The sequence below is a fragment of the uncultured Cetobacterium sp. genome, assembly GCF_947072685.1.
In the GTDB taxonomy this organism is placed as follows: Bacteria; Fusobacteriota; Fusobacteriia; order Fusobacteriales; family Fusobacteriaceae; genus Cetobacterium_A.
On the sequence record NZ_CAMTIK010000018.1, the window covers coordinates 1 to 17,113 of the forward strand.

The following is a 17,113-nucleotide window of genomic DNA, read 5'->3' on the forward strand; positions in this document are numbered from 1 at the left end:
GCTCCAAAAGCTGTCATAGCCATAGTTAAAGATAAAAGTGTAATTAATTTTTTCATTATTTTTTTCCTCCTCCAATTTTAAAAGAACTTTATAAGTATAAATAAAAAAGCCAGTTGCAACTACTCTTCAAAGAGTAGATATGCAACTGGCTGTCATTTTAAAGACCCTGTAGTTTTGCGTCATAGAGTTTCCTCTACTTTGCCAAAGTTTAATTTATACAGTTATAATATATTAAAAAATAAAAAATGTCAATACAAAAAATACACAAATCAAGTAAATAAATTTTTCACAAATGCTTGTTGTATAAAGGGGAATTGATTCAAATTAACTTTAATACAATGACACATATAAAAAAGTGTTATCAAAATTTTTGATATGATATAATAAATAAAAAAGAAAGGTGGAATTGGATGTATAAAAATATTTATAAAGACATAGAGAGTTTTAGCATAAAAGGTGTGGTGACAGCTACATATACAAAGTTAAGAAAATTAGGAATAACTAGCTTATATGATCTGTTTTATTACTTCCCAAGAGCCTATGATGATAGAACAAATTTAAAAAAAATAGGGGAGCTAAGAGGGGACGAATACGTTGTGCTAAAGGGTAGCATAATGAGTGTTTCAGCTCCGCCAACAAGAACGGGACTAAAAATGGTGAAGGCAACAGTTAATGATGGGACAGGAATGCTTGAAGTCATTTGGTTTCAAAGACCATATCTAAGAAAGAGTTTACAGATTGGGGAGGAGTATATCTTCATTGGAAATATAAAAAGAGGGTACACATTTCAAATGGTAAATCCAGAGTTTAAACTCTATAAAGGACAGCAAAACAGTGGCGAAATTCTACCTATATACAGTTCAATAAAAGAGATCAATCAAAACGTTTTAAGGAAGATAATAAAAGGAGCTATGCAGGAGTACAGCGGAGCTTTTTTAGAAAATATTCCAAAAGATATAGTTAAAAGATATAAGATTATGGCAAGAGAGGAAGCTTTAAAAGAGATTCATTTCCCAACAAGCCCAAGAGCGTTAGAGGAAGCTAAAAGAAGATTTGCGATAGAGGAGCTACTTGTTTTAGAGATGGGTATTTTACAGAAAAGATTTGAAATAGATTTAGCCAATAGAGGAACATATACTCTTCCAGGGTATAAAAAACTTGTATCAAAATTTGTGGAATCTTTATCCTTTGATTTGACATCAGCTCAAAAGAGAGTCATAACTGAGATATATAGAGGATTAAATGAGGGAAAGCTTATTAACTATTTGATTCAAGGAGATGTGGGGAGTGGAAAGACGATAGTGGCTGTACTTCTACTTCTATACATGGTAGAAAATGGTTACCAAGGTGTTATGATGGCGCCAACAGAGATACTTGCAACTCAACACTATCTATCTATATATGAAACTTTGGAAAAACTGGGAGTGAGAGTGGAGCTGTTGACTGGAAGTGTAAAGGGTAAAAAAAGAGAGACACTTTTAAGAGATTTATCCTCAGGAGAGATCAATATAGTTGTAGGAACCCATGCCATTATAGAGGACAGTGTTGAATTTGATAAGTTAGGATTAATTGTAATAGATGAACAACATAGATTTGGTGTACTTCAAAGAAAAAGATTAAGAGACAAGGGTGTCTTAGCAAATTTGATTGTAATGAGTGCGACCCCTATTCCAAGATCACTTGCTCTTAGCATATATGGGGATCTGGATGTGGCAGTTATAGATGAGCTTCCACCAGGACGAAAACCTATAAAAACTAAGTGGATATCAAGTGAAGAGGATGAAGATAAGATGTATGGGTTCATAGATAAGAAATTAAAAGAGGGAAGGCAGGCATATTTTGTGGCTTCTCTTATAGATGAAAGTGAAAAGCTCTCGGCAAAATCGACAGAGGAACTTTATAACGAGGTTACGAATAAGCTACCAAACTATCGGGTTGGAATTTTACACGGTAGAATGAAAAATAAAGAAAAGGATGAGGTTATGCATCTTTTTAAAAATCATAGTTTGGATATACTTGTTTCAACACTTGTAATAGAGGTAGGAGTGAATGTTCCTAATTCAAGTGTGATGGTGATAACAAACTCTGAAAGATTTGGTCTTTCAACTCTTCACCAGTTAAGGGGAAGAGTCGGAAGAGGAGAGCATCAATCCTATTGCTTTTTAATATCAGCAACTGAAAATGACAGCTCTGGGGCAAGACTTAAAGTTTTAGAGAGTACTGAAGATGGATTTAAAATTGCTGAAGAGGATTTGAGACTTCGTAAAGCTGGAGAAATTTTTGGTGTAAAACAGAGTGGGCTGAGTGATTTGAAATTTGTAGATATAGTTCATGATGTTAAAACGATTCGTTTGGTGAAGGATATCTGTACAGAGTATCTAAAATTGAATGAGGGAAAAATAAAAAATAGTATTTTAGAATGCGACATAGAGGAAAAATTTAACAAAAGTTTGACCTCGTAAAAGAAGTTATGATAAAATATGAGGTAAAATTAAATTGAAGTGGAGGAGAAAATGAGATTAAGTAAATATTATGTTAAAACTCTTAAGGAAACTCCTAAAGAGGCGGAAGTAATCAGTCACAAGTTATTACTTAGATCAGGAATGATCAAAAGATTAGCAAGTGGAGTTTATACTTACCTTCCTTTAGGATTAAAAGCTTTGAAAAAGGTTGAAGGTATAGTGAGAGAAGAGATGAATAGAGCAGGAGCACAGGAGATATTCATGCCAGTTTTACAACCGGCTGAGCTTTGGAAAGAGAGCGGAAGATGGGACGCTATGGGTGCTGAAATGATGAGAATACAAGACAGACACTCAAGAGAGTTTGCACTTGGACCAACTCATGAAGAGGTTATAACTGATATTATAAGAAATGATATATCTTCATATAAATCATTACCTTTAAATCTATATCAAATTCAAACTAAATTTAGAGATGAGAGAAGACCTAGATTTGGACTTATGAGAGGTAGAGAGTTTCTTATGAAGGATGCCTACTCATTCCATGCAAATAAAGAATCACTAGATGATGAGTTTGAAAATATGAAAGCAGCTTATACAAGAGTCTTTGAAAGATGTGGACTTAAATTTAGAGCTGTAGAAGCTGATTCAGGAGCTATTGGTGGAAGCGGATCTCAAGAGTTCCATGTACTGGCAGAGTCTGGAGAGGACGAAATTATATATTGTACAACATGTGATTATGCTGCAAACGTAGAGACTGCAACAAGTGTAATAACAGATTTACCAAAAGCGGAGATGTTGGAGAAAAAGTTAGTGGATACTCCAAATGTTTCTAAAATAGTTGATGTAGTTGAATTCTTAAATGTTCCAGTTGAGCAAACAGTTAAAGCAATGATGTATAAAGATGTTGTAACTGATGAGGTTTATATGGTTCTTATAAGAGGAGACTTTGAAGTTAATGAGGTTAAGTTAAAAAATATAATTGATACATTGGATGTAGTTATGTTAACTGACAATGAGTTAGAGGATTTAGGACTTGTTAAAGGGTTTATTGGACCAATAGACACGGACTTATCTAAAATAAAAATTATTGCAGATAAGAGTGTTGTTGGAATATCTAATCATACAGCAGGTGGGAACAAAGTTGATACTCATTTTGTAAATGCAAATTACGGTAGAGATTATGAGGCTTCAGTTGTGACAGATGTAAGAACAGTAGTTGTTGGAGAGAGATGCCCTAAGTGTGAGGGAGAGTTAGCTAGTGCTAGAGGAATAGAAAGCGGGCATATCTTCAAATTGGGAGATAAGTATTCAAGAGCTTTAAATGCAACGTTTTTAGATACAAATGGAAAGAGTCAAGTTATGGAGATGGGATGTTACGGTATCGGAGTTTCTAGAACTATGGCTGCTGCAATAGAGCAAAATAATGATGAAAATGGAATCATTTGGCCAGCTGCAATAGCTCCGTTTGTTGTGGAGGTTATTCCAGCTAATATGAAGGCAGAAGAGCAAGTGTCTTTAGCTGAGGAGTTGTATAAAGAGTTTCAGGAATCAAATATTGATGTAGCTTTAGATGATAGAGATGAAAGAATTGGATTTAAATTTAAAGATGGTGATCTGATTGGTTATCCGTTCAAAGTAGTTTGTGGAAAAAAAGCTGCTGAAGGAATAGTGGAGCTAAAAATAAGAAGAACGAATGAAACTCTTGAAGTTTCAAAAGAGGATGTTCTTTCTAAAGTTAAAGAGTTAATGAAGCAATATTAATTAAAAAATAAAAAAGAGAGATTGTTTTATTCAATCTCTCTTTTTTAGTAACTGCTCAGCCAACTGAGCAGTTACATTTCTGATTAGTGTGTATAAGAATCTAGGTATAACAAGATTTTTTTCTTGATTCTTTGAATAGTGTTGTCTATTTTTTTAGGTGGTTCGCTTAAAAGTTCAGCTATTTCAATATACGAGTATTCTTGACAAAGATGTTTAAAAACTTTCTTTTCGAGCCCACTCAAATTTTCACTAAGAAAATCTGTTAAAAGATTAACTAACTCTTTACCTAAAAATATATCTTCAGGAGAGTAAAATCTTAGTGATGGAGAGTTATATTTGACACTTTCTTCGTGATTTGAATAACCGTCTCCTTGCATAGCTAAATTCAGATTTTTATATTTATCTGAATTGTAATTCTTTACTGCTGTGATCATCTGTCTTCTAATACAAAGATTGGCAAAAGTACTAAAACAAGCATTTCTTGTTTCGTCATAGGATTTGATAGCTTTTATAAGCCCTATAAATCCTTCTTGCATTAAATCATCGCTATCGCCACCTTTTAAGAAAAAGGATCTATTGTTTCTGTAAATAGTTCCTTGATACTCTTTGATGATTTTTTCGATAGACTCTTCGTTTCCATTTTGTGCTAAAATAATATCTTCTCTTTCAATCATAGTTCCGTCCCCCGACTTCTCAGAAATTAAAATAAAATAGTTATAAATTAGCTGACATTTTAAACAACCACATACCTAAATTTAAATTCACACACAACTTTTACTAGATAATGATACCATTTAAAGGAGAAAATATCTATATTCCAAATTTTCTTAAATTACAATATTATTTGATATATATTCTGAAAAAATTTAAAAAAATAATAAAAAAAGGAAAAGAAGTATCGGAATAATATAAACAGTAATAAGTAGTAAGTGGAGGTGTTTATATGTTAAGTGGAATCAGCAAAAAAGCAGCGGACTTAGATTTTGCAATACAAAGCTTAAAAGAGGAGTTACAAGCGGTGGATGACTATAATCAAAGAGCTGAGATGGCGGTTGACCCTGAGCTCAAAGAGATTATGCTACACAATAGAAATGAGGAGATGGAACATGCGGCGATGATAGTTGAATGGATTCGTAGAAATCAATTGGAATTTGGTGGGGAGATTGAGGATTATCTTTTCACTCAAGGGAAAATAATAGGCGTGGAAGCTCAGCTGATGGGAAGAGTTTCTGGCGGAGAGGATAAACCGACCGAAAAAGCTTCAAGTTTGTCGTTGAATATAGGTTCTTTAAAATAGAGAGATATTTAGGAGGTATAGAGATGGATTTTTTAAAAAAGGAGCTAGCTCCAATAAGTGCAAAAGTTTGGGAAGAGATAGAAGAAAGAGCAAAAGAGGTCTTAGGAACACAACTTTCAGCTAGAAGGTTTGTTAGAGTAACAGGACCTATTGGAAAGGAAAAAGGAGGAGTGAATTCGGGAAGATTATCCATTCAAACTGAGGATGGAATATCTTATGGAATCCATCAAATTCAACCTTTTGTAGAAAATAGAATAACATTTAAATTGAATAGATGGGAACTGGATAACATTGAAAGGGGAGCAAAAGATATTGATTATACAAATTTGGACGAAGCTTTAAAGAAGGCTGCTAAATTTGAGGAGAAAGCTGTTTTTTCTGGACTTGACAAAGCCTGTATAGTTGGTCTTTTAAAAGGTGAAAAAGAAAGATTGGAGTTTGGAAAAACGGAAGCAGAAACTATAAAAAACTTGATGTATGGGGTATCGAAATTAAGAAATACAGGATTTAGTAAAGGACCTTATGCTCTGGTTGTAGGACTTGAGAAATTTATTTATTTAAATATGATAAATTTAAATGATTCTTTAGCAAAAAGATTGGAAAAGATATTGGGTATGCCAATAATAGTATCAAATACCATAACAGAAGCTATTATGTTACCGTTTGACAATGAAAATATTGAGTTGATTTTAGGCGAGGATTTCTCTTTAGGTTATCAAGGTCATGACAATAAAGAGGTTGAATTATTTGTGACTGAAACATTTACATTTAGAATTCTAGACAACACAAGAGTAATAGCGTATAAATAAAAAAATGGCTAACCTCATTGAAGGTTAGCCGTTTTTTTATATATCAAATTTATAACCTACAGAAAGAGTTACTCTTTGGTAGTTGTTATCAATTTTTTCATTGTTAGTTTTTAATTTAGCGTAGTTAACACCATAAAGAACATCTACATTAACGTTTTGATATTCTGCTCCTAAACCAGCTGCCCAGTAAGCTCCATCATCAATAGATGCAGACCCTTTGTGTATTCCAGAGTTTATATCTTTTTGATCAAAGTTGAAAGAGTATCCAGCATTAGCTTTTAAGTATGGTGTAAATGGAAGGTTGAAGTAATCCATGTTGTGTCTAGCAGTTAAATAAACTGGTATAGATTTATATTCTCCACCGTCTGCACTACCATCTCTTTTAGCATGACTTTGATAAGCCACTCCTAAACCTAAATCAACATACTGATAAGGTTTGTATGCTTCTGCAGCAATTTCATATCCAAGATCTTTTGTATTCTTATTTAAGAATTCATGTTTGCTATATCTAGACCAAACATCTCCTCCAACTCTTAAGTTGATGTAGCTAGGTAGTTGTTCAGCGATAACAGGAGCAGGAGCTTCTGTAACTAAAGTTACTTCCTCGATAACTTCAACAGGTTCAGATATAACCTCTTTTGAGCTTGTGATAACAGGTTGTTGAACAATTTCTTTAGCTTGTGCTATGCTTCCGATAGAAAGTAATGCACAAGTAAGTAGTGCTAATTTTTTCATTTTAATTCCCTCCTAAAAATGAACATCCTACCGTGTTGAAAAAGGATGTTGAAACAGTTTGTGGTCTTTTTTCGAACCACGAGCGTATAATACAACGGAATACGTAACTAAGTCAATAAAAGTTTGTTTAAACTGTTTTATAACAGTTTTTTTATACAAAAGAAGGAAAAGTAAAAAAAATCAGTACATTCGATAAGATTTTACACAAATAAAAAAGTCGAGAGTTTAAAAACTCTCGACAGAATTGAATTTATATTATTTTTTATTGGATGTCAAATTTATAACCTACAGAAAGAGTAACTCTCTCGTAGTCGTTATCAAATTTATCCGATCCTCCTGTTGGGTTATCAACTTTAGTTTTAGCGTAGTTAGCTCCATAAAGAACATCTACGTTGAAGTCTTCATATTGAACACCAAATCCAGCTGCCCAGTATAGACCGTCGTCAACTTTAGTTCCATAACTAGTAGATCCAGCATCAACATCTTTTGAATTGAAATTGAAAGAGTATCCAAGGTTAGCTTTTAAATATGGAGTAGCTGCCCAATCCCAATAGTTTATATTATATCTACCAGTTACATAAATAGGTACAGATTTATATTCAGCACCTGAATAATCTACAGATTCGAAATTACTAGTTTTTCTTTTCATATGACTTTGATAAGCAACTCCAAGTCCTAAATCCACATAATCCCAATGCTTATAAGCTTCAATTGCTAGTTCTCCACCAAAATCTTTAGTCTTTTTAGAAAGAGTTGTATCATATGTTTCATGTCTTTTGAAATTTCCATATTCACCCCAGAAATCCCATCCAGCTCTTAGGTTAACATATCCCCAAGGATTTTCAACAACTGGAGCAACAATAACTTCTTCTACAACTATTGGCTCAACAAGAACCTCTTTAGAACTGACAGGGGCTGCCATAACCTCTTTGGATCTGCTTACAGGAGTCATAGCCTCTTTGGCTTGTGCTACTGCAGTAAAAGCGAATAAAGAACATGCTAAAAGTGTTAATTTTTTCATAAAATAAACCTCCTCGTTATAAATGCTTATTTAGAAAATCTTAAAATGAAATAGTAAAAAATACCATTCATTTCTTGTTATACGGAGAAAAAAAAATTTTCTTTTTTTTATTTGAATATTTTTGTAAAGCAAAATAAGTTGTGATATAATTTTTAGTAAGAAAAAAGTATTAAAGGTTGGGATGTGAAAGAATGGAAGGGTTTAAAGAGTTAGTAGAAGTAAGGGTTTGTCAGGATGATAGAGGTAAAAGATTGGACGCTTTTTTAAGTGAATTTTTTGAAAATACAACAAGAAATTATATTCAAAAATTAATAGATAATCAAAATGTTACAATAGATGGGAAAAATAAAATTAAAAATGGAGTTAAACTTAAAGGTAATGAACTGATAGTTATTAGAATTCCCGAGGATGAAATATTAGAAGTGTTACCAGAAGATTTACCGCTAGATATTGTCTATGAAGATAAGCACATGGTTATAATAAATAAAGATCCTGGTGTTATAGTGCATCCAGCTCAAGGGTTTTATACAGGGACTTTAGTGAATGCTGTTCTATATCATATAAAAGATTTATCCACAATAAACGGAGTAATAAGACCAGGGATTGTGCATAGATTGGATAAAGATACGAGTGGTCTAATAGTGGTAGCTAAAAATGATGTGGCACACGTTAGGTTGACAGAGATGTTTAGAGATAAAACAATTGAAAAGCGATATCTATGTATATGTAAGGGGAACTTTAAAAATATAAAAGGAAGAGTGGAAACCTTAATAGGAAGAGATCCAAAAGATAGGAAAAAAATGGCTGTGGTAACAGAAAATGGAAAAGTTGCAATAAGCAATTATGAAGTTATAGACAGTGTGGACAATTACTCTTTGGTAGAGGTGGGAATTGAAACTGGAAGAACACATCAGATAAGGGTTCATATGAAAAGTTTGAATCATCCAATTGTTGGGGATACAACTTATGGAAATGCAACAGATATCGCCAAAAGACAGATGTTACATTCCTATTATTTGAAATTTAATCACCCTATAACAGGTGAAGAACTTGTAATAATTGGGGAGTTAAAAGAGGATTTTAAAAATGTAGCCAAAAGATTGAAATTGGATTTGAAAAAGGTATTGAGATTAAATAAATAAAAAGGAAAAAAACTTTTATAAAGGTAAAATCTGTAGAATATGGAGTTGAAGTGTTTAATGGAGATAAAAAATGAAATGTATTTATTTGATTTGGAAAAAGGTGATATAATAGGTGTAGATGAAGCTGGAAGAGGGCCACTAGCCGGACCAGTAGTTGCAGCAGTAGCCAAATTAAAAAACTATGATAAGAGATTGGATAAAATTAACGATTCTAAAAAGTTATCTGAAAAGGTCAGAGAGGAATTGTTTGATGTAATTTTATCAAATTTTGAGATAGGTGTAGGGATAGCAACAGTTGAAGAGATAGATGAAATAAACATTTTAAATGCAACTTTTTTAGCTATGAGAAGAGCGATAGAAGATATATCTGAAGACGTCAAATTTGAAAAAGTTTTAGTTGATGGGAATCATAAGATAAGAGAGTTCTCATTAGAACAAGAACCTATTGTTAAAGGTGATTCTAAAAGTTTATCCATAGCAGCAGCTTCAATTATAGCAAAAGTTACAAGGGATAGAATTATGATAGAATGCGATAGAGAGTATCCAGGATATGGATTAGCAAAACATAAAGGATATGGAACCAAAGTACACAGAGAAGCAATATTAGAAAAAGGTGTAAAAAAAATTCATAGAAAAAGTTTCTTAAAAAAGATTTTAGGAGAGTAATTATGAACAATAGAAGCAAGGGTCATATGTATGAAGTAAAAGCAAGAGAATATTTAGAGGAAACTGGAGTTAAAGTCCTGGATATGAACTATCAAGGAGCTCTTGGAGAGATAGATATTATTGGATATGAAAATACTACCCTTGTTTTTTTTGAAGTTAAATACAGAAAAAACAATTTTTTTGGAATGCCACAAGAAGCCATAGATAAACGAAAACGATTGAAAATATATAAAACTGCAAGAGAGTTTATAAAAAAAAATAGGCTAGAAAACGAAAAGATTAGATTTGATGCGGTTGTATTTTTAGGCGAAGAGATTCAATGGCTTAAAAATATTTTTTGGGGTGATGATCTTGGAATATAAATGTTTGAAATGTGGAGGAGACAGATATACCGTAAAGACTGCAATAATACCAGAAAAAAACCCAGGGCTCAAATTAGAGATTGGAAGTTATTATGTAAAAACCTGTGTAGAGTGTGGCTACACAGAGTTTTATTCTGCCAAAATAGTGGATAAAGAGTTTGAAAAAAATAAAAGAGTGAGAAAGTATGCTAAGGCAACTCCTTAGAAAAATACTGTTTGATAACAGTTGTTCTATGTGTGGGAAAAATAGAGTGAGCCAGGGTTATATTTGTAAACAGTGTGATTTAAAATTAAAAGAGATGAGTTTTTTAAAAAAGAGAAATGGTCTGTACTATATCTATCTATACTCAGATTTTAGGGATGTTCTCTGGGATTTTAAATTTAAAAATCGTAGATTGTTAGCTGAAAATTTAAAGATATACATAAAAGATTTGATTGCAACTCTCATAGAGGATGAGAAAATTGATTTGGTAATACCTGTTCCAGTAAGTGAGAAAAGAAGACTGGAGAGGGGGTATAATCAAGTTGAAGAGATACTTGAAGCTTGCAAAATTAAGTTTGAAAGTATTGAAAGAGTTAGAAATACAGAGCATATGTATAATTTAAAAAGTCCAGAAAAAAGACGTGAAAATATAAAAGGTGCATTTTTAATAAAAACTGATTGCTCTGGGAAAAGAGTCTTGATAGTGGATGATATAGTCACAAGTGGTGCTACTTTGATGGAGTTAAAAGAGGAACTGGAGTCAAAACACGATGTTGCAGAAGTAGTTTTGTTTACACTGACCGTAGTGAGAAAGTATTTTAAAAAATAAAAGGGATGAGTGAAAATGGATATTTTTATAAATGGAGAAAAGGTAGATATCGGGATAAAAAGCGGAAAGCTTATGACGGTTTTGCAAAGGATAGAAACTAAAATTATGAAACACGGAGAGGTGATTGTCGAGTTAAGACTTGATGGTGAAAGTGTTGATGGAAGAGAGTTACCGTTGAATAAAAAAGTCAAAGTACTAGAGATGAAAACACGTTCTCATAGACAGATACTTATAGAATCACTATATCTCTTTGAGGCCTATGCAGAAAAATTTCACAAATCTTTTGAAGAGTTGGAAGAAAATCCTGAAGATATAACAAAAATATTTGAATTGGTAAGTTTTGTCGAGTGGACTTCAGGGATAGTGTTTTCAATTAAAGAAGCTACGAAAATAGATATGCTTTATTCAGATTTTGATGAGTATGTTCTGGAGTTTAAAAAATTTGCTGAAGAGATGTCAGAAGCCTTTAAAAAAGAGGATTACGAAGAGGTGATTGAACTATTTGATGGGGCAATATTTGATTTGATAGAAGACTTGAGAGCAAACTCTAAAGATTATTTAAGAGAGATTATGAAAGAGGAAAGTAAGAAAAATCTTTTTAATTAGAGAAAAAAATACTCAAATTAGGATGAAAATATAGACACGATGCGTCTTGTTAAAAAATAAAAAACTATGTTATTATTTAAATAAAAAAATATTTTGGGAGGAACCAACAATGAGAAAGACAATAATTGCAGGAAACTGGAAAATGAATAAAACTGTATCTGAAACAAAAGCTATGTTATCTGAGTTAAAAGAGTTAACAAATGGAGTGGAGGGTGTAGAGGTTGTAATTGGAGCTCCATTTACAGCATTAGAATCAGCAGTTAAGACAGTGGAAGGGTCAAATATTGCTATTGCAGCTCAAAATATGTATCCTAAGGATTCTGGAGCTTATACTGGAGAAGTTTCACCAGTTATGTTGAAAGAGTTAGGAGTTAAATATGTAATTTTAGGACACTCAGAGAGAAGAGAATACTTCCATGAGTCAAATCTATTTATAAATGAAAAAGTAAAATCAGCATTATCTCACGATATAACACCAATTTTATGTGTTGGAGAGAAGTTAGAAGAGAGAGAGTCTGGAAAGACTATGGAAGTAAACGAAAAGCAAGTTAGAGAAGGAATGGCAGGATTAACAGCTGAGCAAGCGGTTAAAGTTGTAGTTGCCTACGAGCCGGTATGGGCTATTGGAACAGGTAAAACAGCAACTCCGGAGATGGCAGAAGAGACTCATAAAGAGATTAGAGATGTTTTGGTATCTATGTTTGGAGCAGAGGCAGCCGCAGAGATTACAATCCAATATGGTGGTTCAATGAATGCTAAAAATGCTGAAGAGTTATTAGCGATGGAAAATATAGACGGTGGACTTGTAGGTGGAGCTTCATTGGAGGCAGACATGTTCATTCAGGTAATCAAAGCAGGAGCTAGATAATTTAAAATAGGAGGCTTAAAATGGCTAAAAAACCTTTAATGTTAATGATATTGGATGGTTGGGGAACAAACCCTAATTCAAGTGAAAAAAATGCTATAACAGCGGCAAATCCTGAGAATTTTAACAGATTATACGAAAAGTATCCGCATACAGCAATAAAAGCCTCTGGGGAAGCTGTTGGACTTCCAGATGGTCAGATGGGAAATTCTGAGGTAGGACATCTAAACTTAGGAGCTGGAAGAGTTGTGTATCAACCTCTTGTAGAGATTTCTAAAGAGATTAGAGACGGAGAATTTTTTGAAAAAAATAAGGTTGTTGAGGCGTTTAAACTCGCTAAAGAAAGTGAAAAATCGATTCATTTTATTGGTCTTCTTTCTGATGGTGGAGTTCATTCACATATAAATCATCTTTTTGGTCTTTTAGAAATGGCTAAAAGAACAGGGCTATCAAAAGTTTACATACACGCATTTATGGATGGAAGAGACACAGCACCGAGCTCAGGTCTTGGTTTTATGAAACAGCTTGAGGCTAAAATAGCCGAATTAGGTGTTGGAACAATTGCCAGTATTTCTGGAAGATACTATGCTATGGATAGAGATACTAACTGGGAAAGAACTAAAAAGGCTTACGATGCTATGGTTGGAAACGTGGATGTCACTTCTGAAACAGCCGATGAAGTTATTGAAAAATCATATGCTGATAAAGTGACAGATGAGTTTATTGAACCAACTTTATTGACAAAAGCTGGAGTTATAGGTGAAGGGGATGTTATTATCAACTTTAACTTTAGACCAGATAGAGCTAGACAGATAACTAGAGCTCTAGATGATAAAGAATTCAAAGGGTTTGAAAGAAAATATTTAGCTCCAAAATATTATTGTATGAGACAGTACGACTCAACAATAGATGCTGAGGTTATATATAAGGATAGAGACATAAATAATACTTTAGGAGAGGTTGTTTCAGCTCACGGATTGACTCAACTGAGAACAGCTGAAACTGAAAAGTATGCCCATGTTACATTTTTCTTTAATGGTGGAAAAGAAACTGAGTTTGTTGGAGAGGGAAGAAAACTAGTAGCTTCACCAAAAGTTGCAACATATGATCTTCAACCGGAAATGTCTGCACCAAAATTAACGGAAGCTGTATTGGAGGCATTATCTGAAGATAAATATGATGTTATCGTAATGAATTTTGCAAATGCTGATATGGTTGGTCATACAGGTGTATTCGAAGCGGCTATCAAAGCTATTAAAGCTGTAGATAATGGAATGGCTAAGATAGTAGATAAAGTGTTAGAGTTGGACGGAACGGTTCTTATAACAGCAGATCATGGGAATGCTGAGAAGATGGAAGATCCTGAAACTCATGGTGTATTCACAGCTCACACAATATATGATGTGCCATTGATCTATGTATCAAATAATTTCCACGGAGAATTGAATAAAGGAAAGTTAGCTGATATAGCTCCAACAATGTTAGAAATTTTAAATATTGAGAAACCTGCCGAAATGAACGGTGTTTCGCTTATAAAAAAATAATTGACAGCTAGAAATAATAGTGTTACTATAATATAAGTTTCGAAAAAATAATATTTAGGTAGAGGTTGCAGACAACAAGAGTAATTTAAGTGAGTTAGACAAAACGTTGAACTTGAATGAAAGGGTAGTTTGCCGAAACAAGAATTGTGTCAAAAGTTCTTGTTGGGCATATGGAGAATATCTATATGACTGTCATTAGAAAGAGGTTTCTAGTGTTGTGCTATCCAAAATTTGTAATATAATTGCAGATTAGCTACCGTATTTTAATACGGTAGTTTTTTTTACCTAAAATTTCGATGAAGCTAAAAACATAAAAACTTGGAGGTTTTAGGAATGAGCAGAATTTCAGAATTATTAAAATTAAGTCCAGTAGCACTGTTGGCAATATTGATGTTTATGGGCTATGATGCGTTGATAGCAGCCCCTCTTGCAACAATATATGCAGCTTTGGTGGCTGTGATAATTGAAAGAAAAAAAATTAACGATATTATGGATGCAGTTATAAACAACGCCAAAGAGATGCAGATAGCATTTTTTATTCTTATGGTAGCTTATGCTATGGCAGAGGTATTTATGGCAACGGGTGTGGGAGCATCAATAATAAATTTGGCCTTGAATGTAGGGTTGACTGGAAGAACTGTTGCGGTAGTTGGAATAGTTGTGACATCTGTACTTTCAATAGCAACGGGAACTAGCTGGGGAACGTTTGCAGCATGTGCACCAATATTTTTATGGTTGAATCATATTGTTGGTGGAAATATTGATTTGACAGTTGGAGCAATAGCAGGTGGAGCTTGTTTTGGAGATAATATAGGACTTATTTCAGATACAACAATAGTGAGTTCTGGAATACAAAAAGTAGAAGTTATAAAAAGAATTAGACATCAAGGGTTCTGGTCACTGTTTGTATTGATTTTAGGGATTATAGCATTTTATGTGGCTGGTGTGGTAATGGGGTTACCAACTACAACTGGAGATGCAGCAACAGCGATAACACAAATTCCTGAAGGTGTTTGGGCAGTTTTAGCAGAAAAAAGAGAATCGGCAGTGATTCTTTTAAATCAGGTGAAGGATGGGGTTCCAACTTACATGATAATACCTTTAGTTCTTGTTTTAATAGCAGCTTTTAAAGGGATGACAACATTACTTTGTCTATTCATAGGGATATTTTCAGCTTATGGATTGGGATTAATGGCTGGAACAGTGACAGATACAGGTGAGTTTTTAAATATGGTTATGTCGGGATTTGCAGGTGCAGGATCTTGGGTTATCGTTATGATGATGTGGGTAGCGGCATTTGGCGGTATTATGAAGCTTATGGATGCGTTTAGACCTCTATCAAACATAGTTGTAAAAATCTCAAGCAATGTTAGACAGCTTATGTTTTGCAATGGAATGCTATCAATATTAGGAAATGCGGGGTTAGCAGATGAAATGGCACAAATAGTTACGATAGGACCTATCATAAGAGAGATTGTTGAGAAGAACGTAGAGGGATCACCGGAGGATATAGAGGTGCTAAGACTTAGAAATGCAACATTTAGTGATGCTTTGGGTGTTTTCGGATCGCAACTTATTCCTTGGCACGTTTATATAGGGTTTTACCTGGGAATTGTTCAAGCGGTATATCCACTGTATACGTTTAGGGCTATAGATATAATAAAGTATAATTTCTTAGCAATGATAGCTGTTTCAACAATATTGTTAGCTACATTGACAGGTTTAGATAGATTTATTCCAAGATTTGGATTGCCGAGTGAACCGAAGGTAAAATTGAAAAAATCTATGAAAAGTACAGTAGTTACAGAGACAGTGTAAAATATAAAACCTTCACTTTTTAAAGTGGGGGTTTTTTTATTTACAAAAGCTTTTATATATGATAAAATCTAAAGTAAAATAAAATTTCAGGAGGAATCTCTAATGATAGGTATAGGAATTGTAGGACTTCCAAACGTTGGAAAGTCAACACTTTTTAATGCAATAACAAAAGCAGGAGCAGCAGAAGCAGCTAACTACCCATTTTGTACGATAGAGCCTAACGTGGGAATGGTTACTGTTCCAGATACAAGACTGGATGAATTATCAAAAATAATCAATCCTCAAAGAGTTCAAAATGCAACAGTTGAGTTCGTAGATATTGCTGGACTTGTTGAAGGTGCGGCTAAAGGTGAAGGATTAGGAAATAAATTTTTATCAAATATCAGAACAACAGCTGCAATTTGTCAAGTTGTAAGATGCTTTGAAGATGAGAATATTATTCACGTAAGTGGAAGTGTTGATCCAATAAGAGATATAGAGATAATAAATGGAGAGTTAATCTTAGCTGACATGGAAACAGTTGAAAAGGCTATAGAGAAGCAATCAAAGCTATTTAAAGCTAAAAATAAAGAGGCTATGGCTATAATGCCAGCTTTGGAAAAGTGTAAAGCCCATCTAGATGAGTATCAGATGTTAAGAACACTTGTATTGACAGCAGAAGAGCAGGAATTAATGAGAACATATCAACTTTTAACTCAAAAACCTATGATGTTTGCAGCCAACGTATCAGAGGATGATTTGGCAACTGGAAATGAGTTTGTTGAAAAAGTTAAAGAATATGCTACTACTTTAGGAGCAGAAGTTGTTGTTGTTTCAGCAAGAGTTGAGTCGGAACTTCAAGAAATGGAAGATGAAGATAAAAAAGAGTTCTTAGAGGCTTTAGGAGTAGAAGAACCTGGATTAAATAGATTAATAAGAGCAGGGTTTAAGCTTTTAGGACTTCAGACATACTTCACAGCAGGAGTTAAAGAGGTTAGAGCTTGGACTATAAAAGTTGGAGATACAGCTCCAAAAGCAGCTGGAGAGATCCATACAGATTTTGAAAGAGGATTTATCAGAGCAAAAGTTGTTGCATATGATGACTTTATAAAGTATTCTGGATGGAAAGGAGCACAAGAAGCAGGGGTGCTTAGACTTGAAGGAAAAGAATATATTGTTAAAGATGGCGACCTGATGGAGTTTTTATTTAACGTGTAAAATATAAAACTGGTTG

17 protein-coding genes and 2 riboswitches are annotated in these 17,113 nt (G+C 33.6%); of the genes, 14 read left to right on the top strand and 3 right to left on the bottom strand.

Annotated features, from left to right (window positions below; all coding sequences use genetic code 11):
- Window positions 1-137 precede the first annotated feature (137 nt).
- Window positions 138-213, bottom strand: a riboswitch (cyclic di-GMP riboswitch).
- Window positions 214-410: 197 nt separating this feature from the next.
- The gene (gene recG / locus Q0V67_RS07330; protein WP_297598299.1) at window positions 411-2,462 is read left to right on the top strand and encodes an ATP-dependent DNA helicase RecG; all 2,052 of its coding nucleotides are present in this window, start codon (window positions 411-413) and stop codon (window positions 2,460-2,462) included.
- A gap of 51 nt (window positions 2,463-2,513) precedes the next feature.
- A complete protein-coding gene (locus Q0V67_RS07335) occupies window positions 2,514-4,223 on the top strand; it encodes a proline--tRNA ligase (protein WP_297598301.1) in 1,710 nt (569 codons plus the stop codon).
- A gap of 83 nt (window positions 4,224-4,306) precedes the next feature.
- Here the strand turns inward: Q0V67_RS07335 and Q0V67_RS07340 are convergent, their stop codons facing one another.
- The gene (locus Q0V67_RS07340) at window positions 4,307-4,897 is read right to left on the bottom strand and encodes a sigma-70 family RNA polymerase sigma factor (RefSeq protein ID WP_297598304.1); all 591 of its coding nucleotides are present in this window, start codon (window positions 4,895-4,897) and stop codon (window positions 4,307-4,309) included.
- Window positions 4,898-5,166: 269 nt separating this feature from the next.
- Here Q0V67_RS07340 and Q0V67_RS07345 point away from each other — a divergent pair, with 269 nt between their 5' ends.
- Together Q0V67_RS07345 and Q0V67_RS07350 are read left to right on the top strand one after the other, a co-directional pair.
- Window positions 5,167-5,520 (top strand): hypothetical protein, encoded by a 354-nt coding sequence (locus Q0V67_RS07345; protein ID WP_297598306.1) that lies wholly within the window; start codon window positions 5,167-5,169, stop codon window positions 5,518-5,520.
- A gap of 23 nt (window positions 5,521-5,543) precedes the next feature.
- Window positions 5,544-6,329 carry a family 1 encapsulin nanocompartment shell protein gene (locus tag Q0V67_RS07350; protein ID WP_297598308.1) on the top strand — a complete coding sequence of 262 codons (786 nt, stop codon included), beginning with the start codon at window positions 5,544-5,546 and terminating at the stop codon, window positions 6,327-6,329.
- A gap of 36 nt (window positions 6,330-6,365) precedes the next feature.
- Here Q0V67_RS07350 and Q0V67_RS07355 read toward each other — a convergent pair whose 3' ends face one another.
- Complete coding sequence (locus Q0V67_RS07355) at window positions 6,366-7,064, bottom strand: outer membrane beta-barrel protein (RefSeq protein ID WP_297598310.1); 699 nt, start codon at window positions 7,062-7,064, stop codon at window positions 6,366-6,368.
- A gap of 262 nt (window positions 7,065-7,326) precedes the next feature.
- Window positions 7,327-8,085 carry a hypothetical protein gene (locus tag Q0V67_RS07360; RefSeq protein WP_297598312.1) on the bottom strand — a complete coding sequence of 253 codons (759 nt, stop codon included), beginning with the start codon at window positions 8,083-8,085 and terminating at the stop codon, window positions 7,327-7,329.
- 191 nt (window positions 8,086-8,276) lie between these two features.
- On the opposite strand from Q0V67_RS07360, the gene Q0V67_RS07365 reads away from it, so the two are divergent.
- From Q0V67_RS07365 to ychF, 10 genes are all read left to right on the top strand, one after another.
- Window positions 8,277-9,227, top strand: a complete 951-nt coding sequence (locus Q0V67_RS07365) for an RluA family pseudouridine synthase (RefSeq protein WP_297598313.1) — start codon at window positions 8,277-8,279, stop codon at window positions 9,225-9,227.
- Between the two features lie 57 nt (window positions 9,228-9,284).
- The gene (locus Q0V67_RS07370; protein ID WP_297598314.1) at window positions 9,285-9,893 is read left to right on the top strand and encodes a ribonuclease HII; all 609 of its coding nucleotides are present in this window, start codon (window positions 9,285-9,287) and stop codon (window positions 9,891-9,893) included.
- A 2-nt stretch (window positions 9,894-9,895) separates the two neighbouring features.
- Complete coding sequence (locus Q0V67_RS07375) at window positions 9,896-10,255, top strand: YraN family protein (protein ID WP_297598315.1); 360 nt, start codon at window positions 9,896-9,898, stop codon at window positions 10,253-10,255.
- Entirely contained in the window at window positions 10,239-10,460 is a 222-nt protein-coding gene (locus Q0V67_RS07380) for a hypothetical protein (protein ID WP_297598317.1), read from the top strand. Before Q0V67_RS07375 ends, Q0V67_RS07380 begins: the two co-directional genes overlap by 17 nt.
- Complete coding sequence (locus Q0V67_RS07385; RefSeq protein ID WP_297598319.1) at window positions 10,441-11,067, top strand: ComF family protein; 627 nt, start codon at window positions 10,441-10,443, stop codon at window positions 11,065-11,067. Before Q0V67_RS07380 ends, Q0V67_RS07385 begins: the two co-directional genes overlap by 20 nt.
- Before the next feature lie 15 nt (window positions 11,068-11,082).
- Entirely contained in the window at window positions 11,083-11,673 is a 591-nt protein-coding gene (locus tag Q0V67_RS07390) for a hypothetical protein (protein ID WP_297598321.1), read from the top strand.
- 109 nt (window positions 11,674-11,782) lie between these two features.
- Window positions 11,783-12,541: a triose-phosphate isomerase gene (gene tpiA, locus Q0V67_RS07395; protein WP_297598323.1), complete on the top strand. Its 759-nt coding sequence runs from the start codon at window positions 11,783-11,785 to the stop codon at window positions 12,539-12,541.
- A 20-nt stretch (window positions 12,542-12,561) separates the two neighbouring features.
- Window positions 12,562-14,082, top strand: a complete 1,521-nt coding sequence (gene gpmI, locus Q0V67_RS07400; protein WP_297598325.1) for a 2,3-bisphosphoglycerate-independent phosphoglycerate mutase — start codon at window positions 12,562-12,564, stop codon at window positions 14,080-14,082.
- A 51-nt stretch (window positions 14,083-14,133) separates the two neighbouring features.
- Window positions 14,134-14,313: riboswitch (Lysine riboswitch) on the top strand.
- A 102-nt stretch (window positions 14,314-14,415) separates the two neighbouring features.
- Window positions 14,416-15,900 carry a Na+/H+ antiporter NhaC family protein gene (locus Q0V67_RS07405; protein ID WP_297598328.1) on the top strand — a complete coding sequence of 495 codons (1,485 nt, stop codon included), beginning with the start codon at window positions 14,416-14,418 and terminating at the stop codon, window positions 15,898-15,900.
- A 102-nt stretch (window positions 15,901-16,002) separates the two neighbouring features.
- Window positions 16,003-17,097 (top strand): redox-regulated ATPase YchF, encoded by a 1,095-nt coding sequence (ychF, locus tag Q0V67_RS07410; RefSeq protein ID WP_297598330.1) that lies wholly within the window; start codon window positions 16,003-16,005, stop codon window positions 17,095-17,097.
- The last annotated feature ends 16 nt before the right edge of the window (window positions 17,098-17,113 follow it).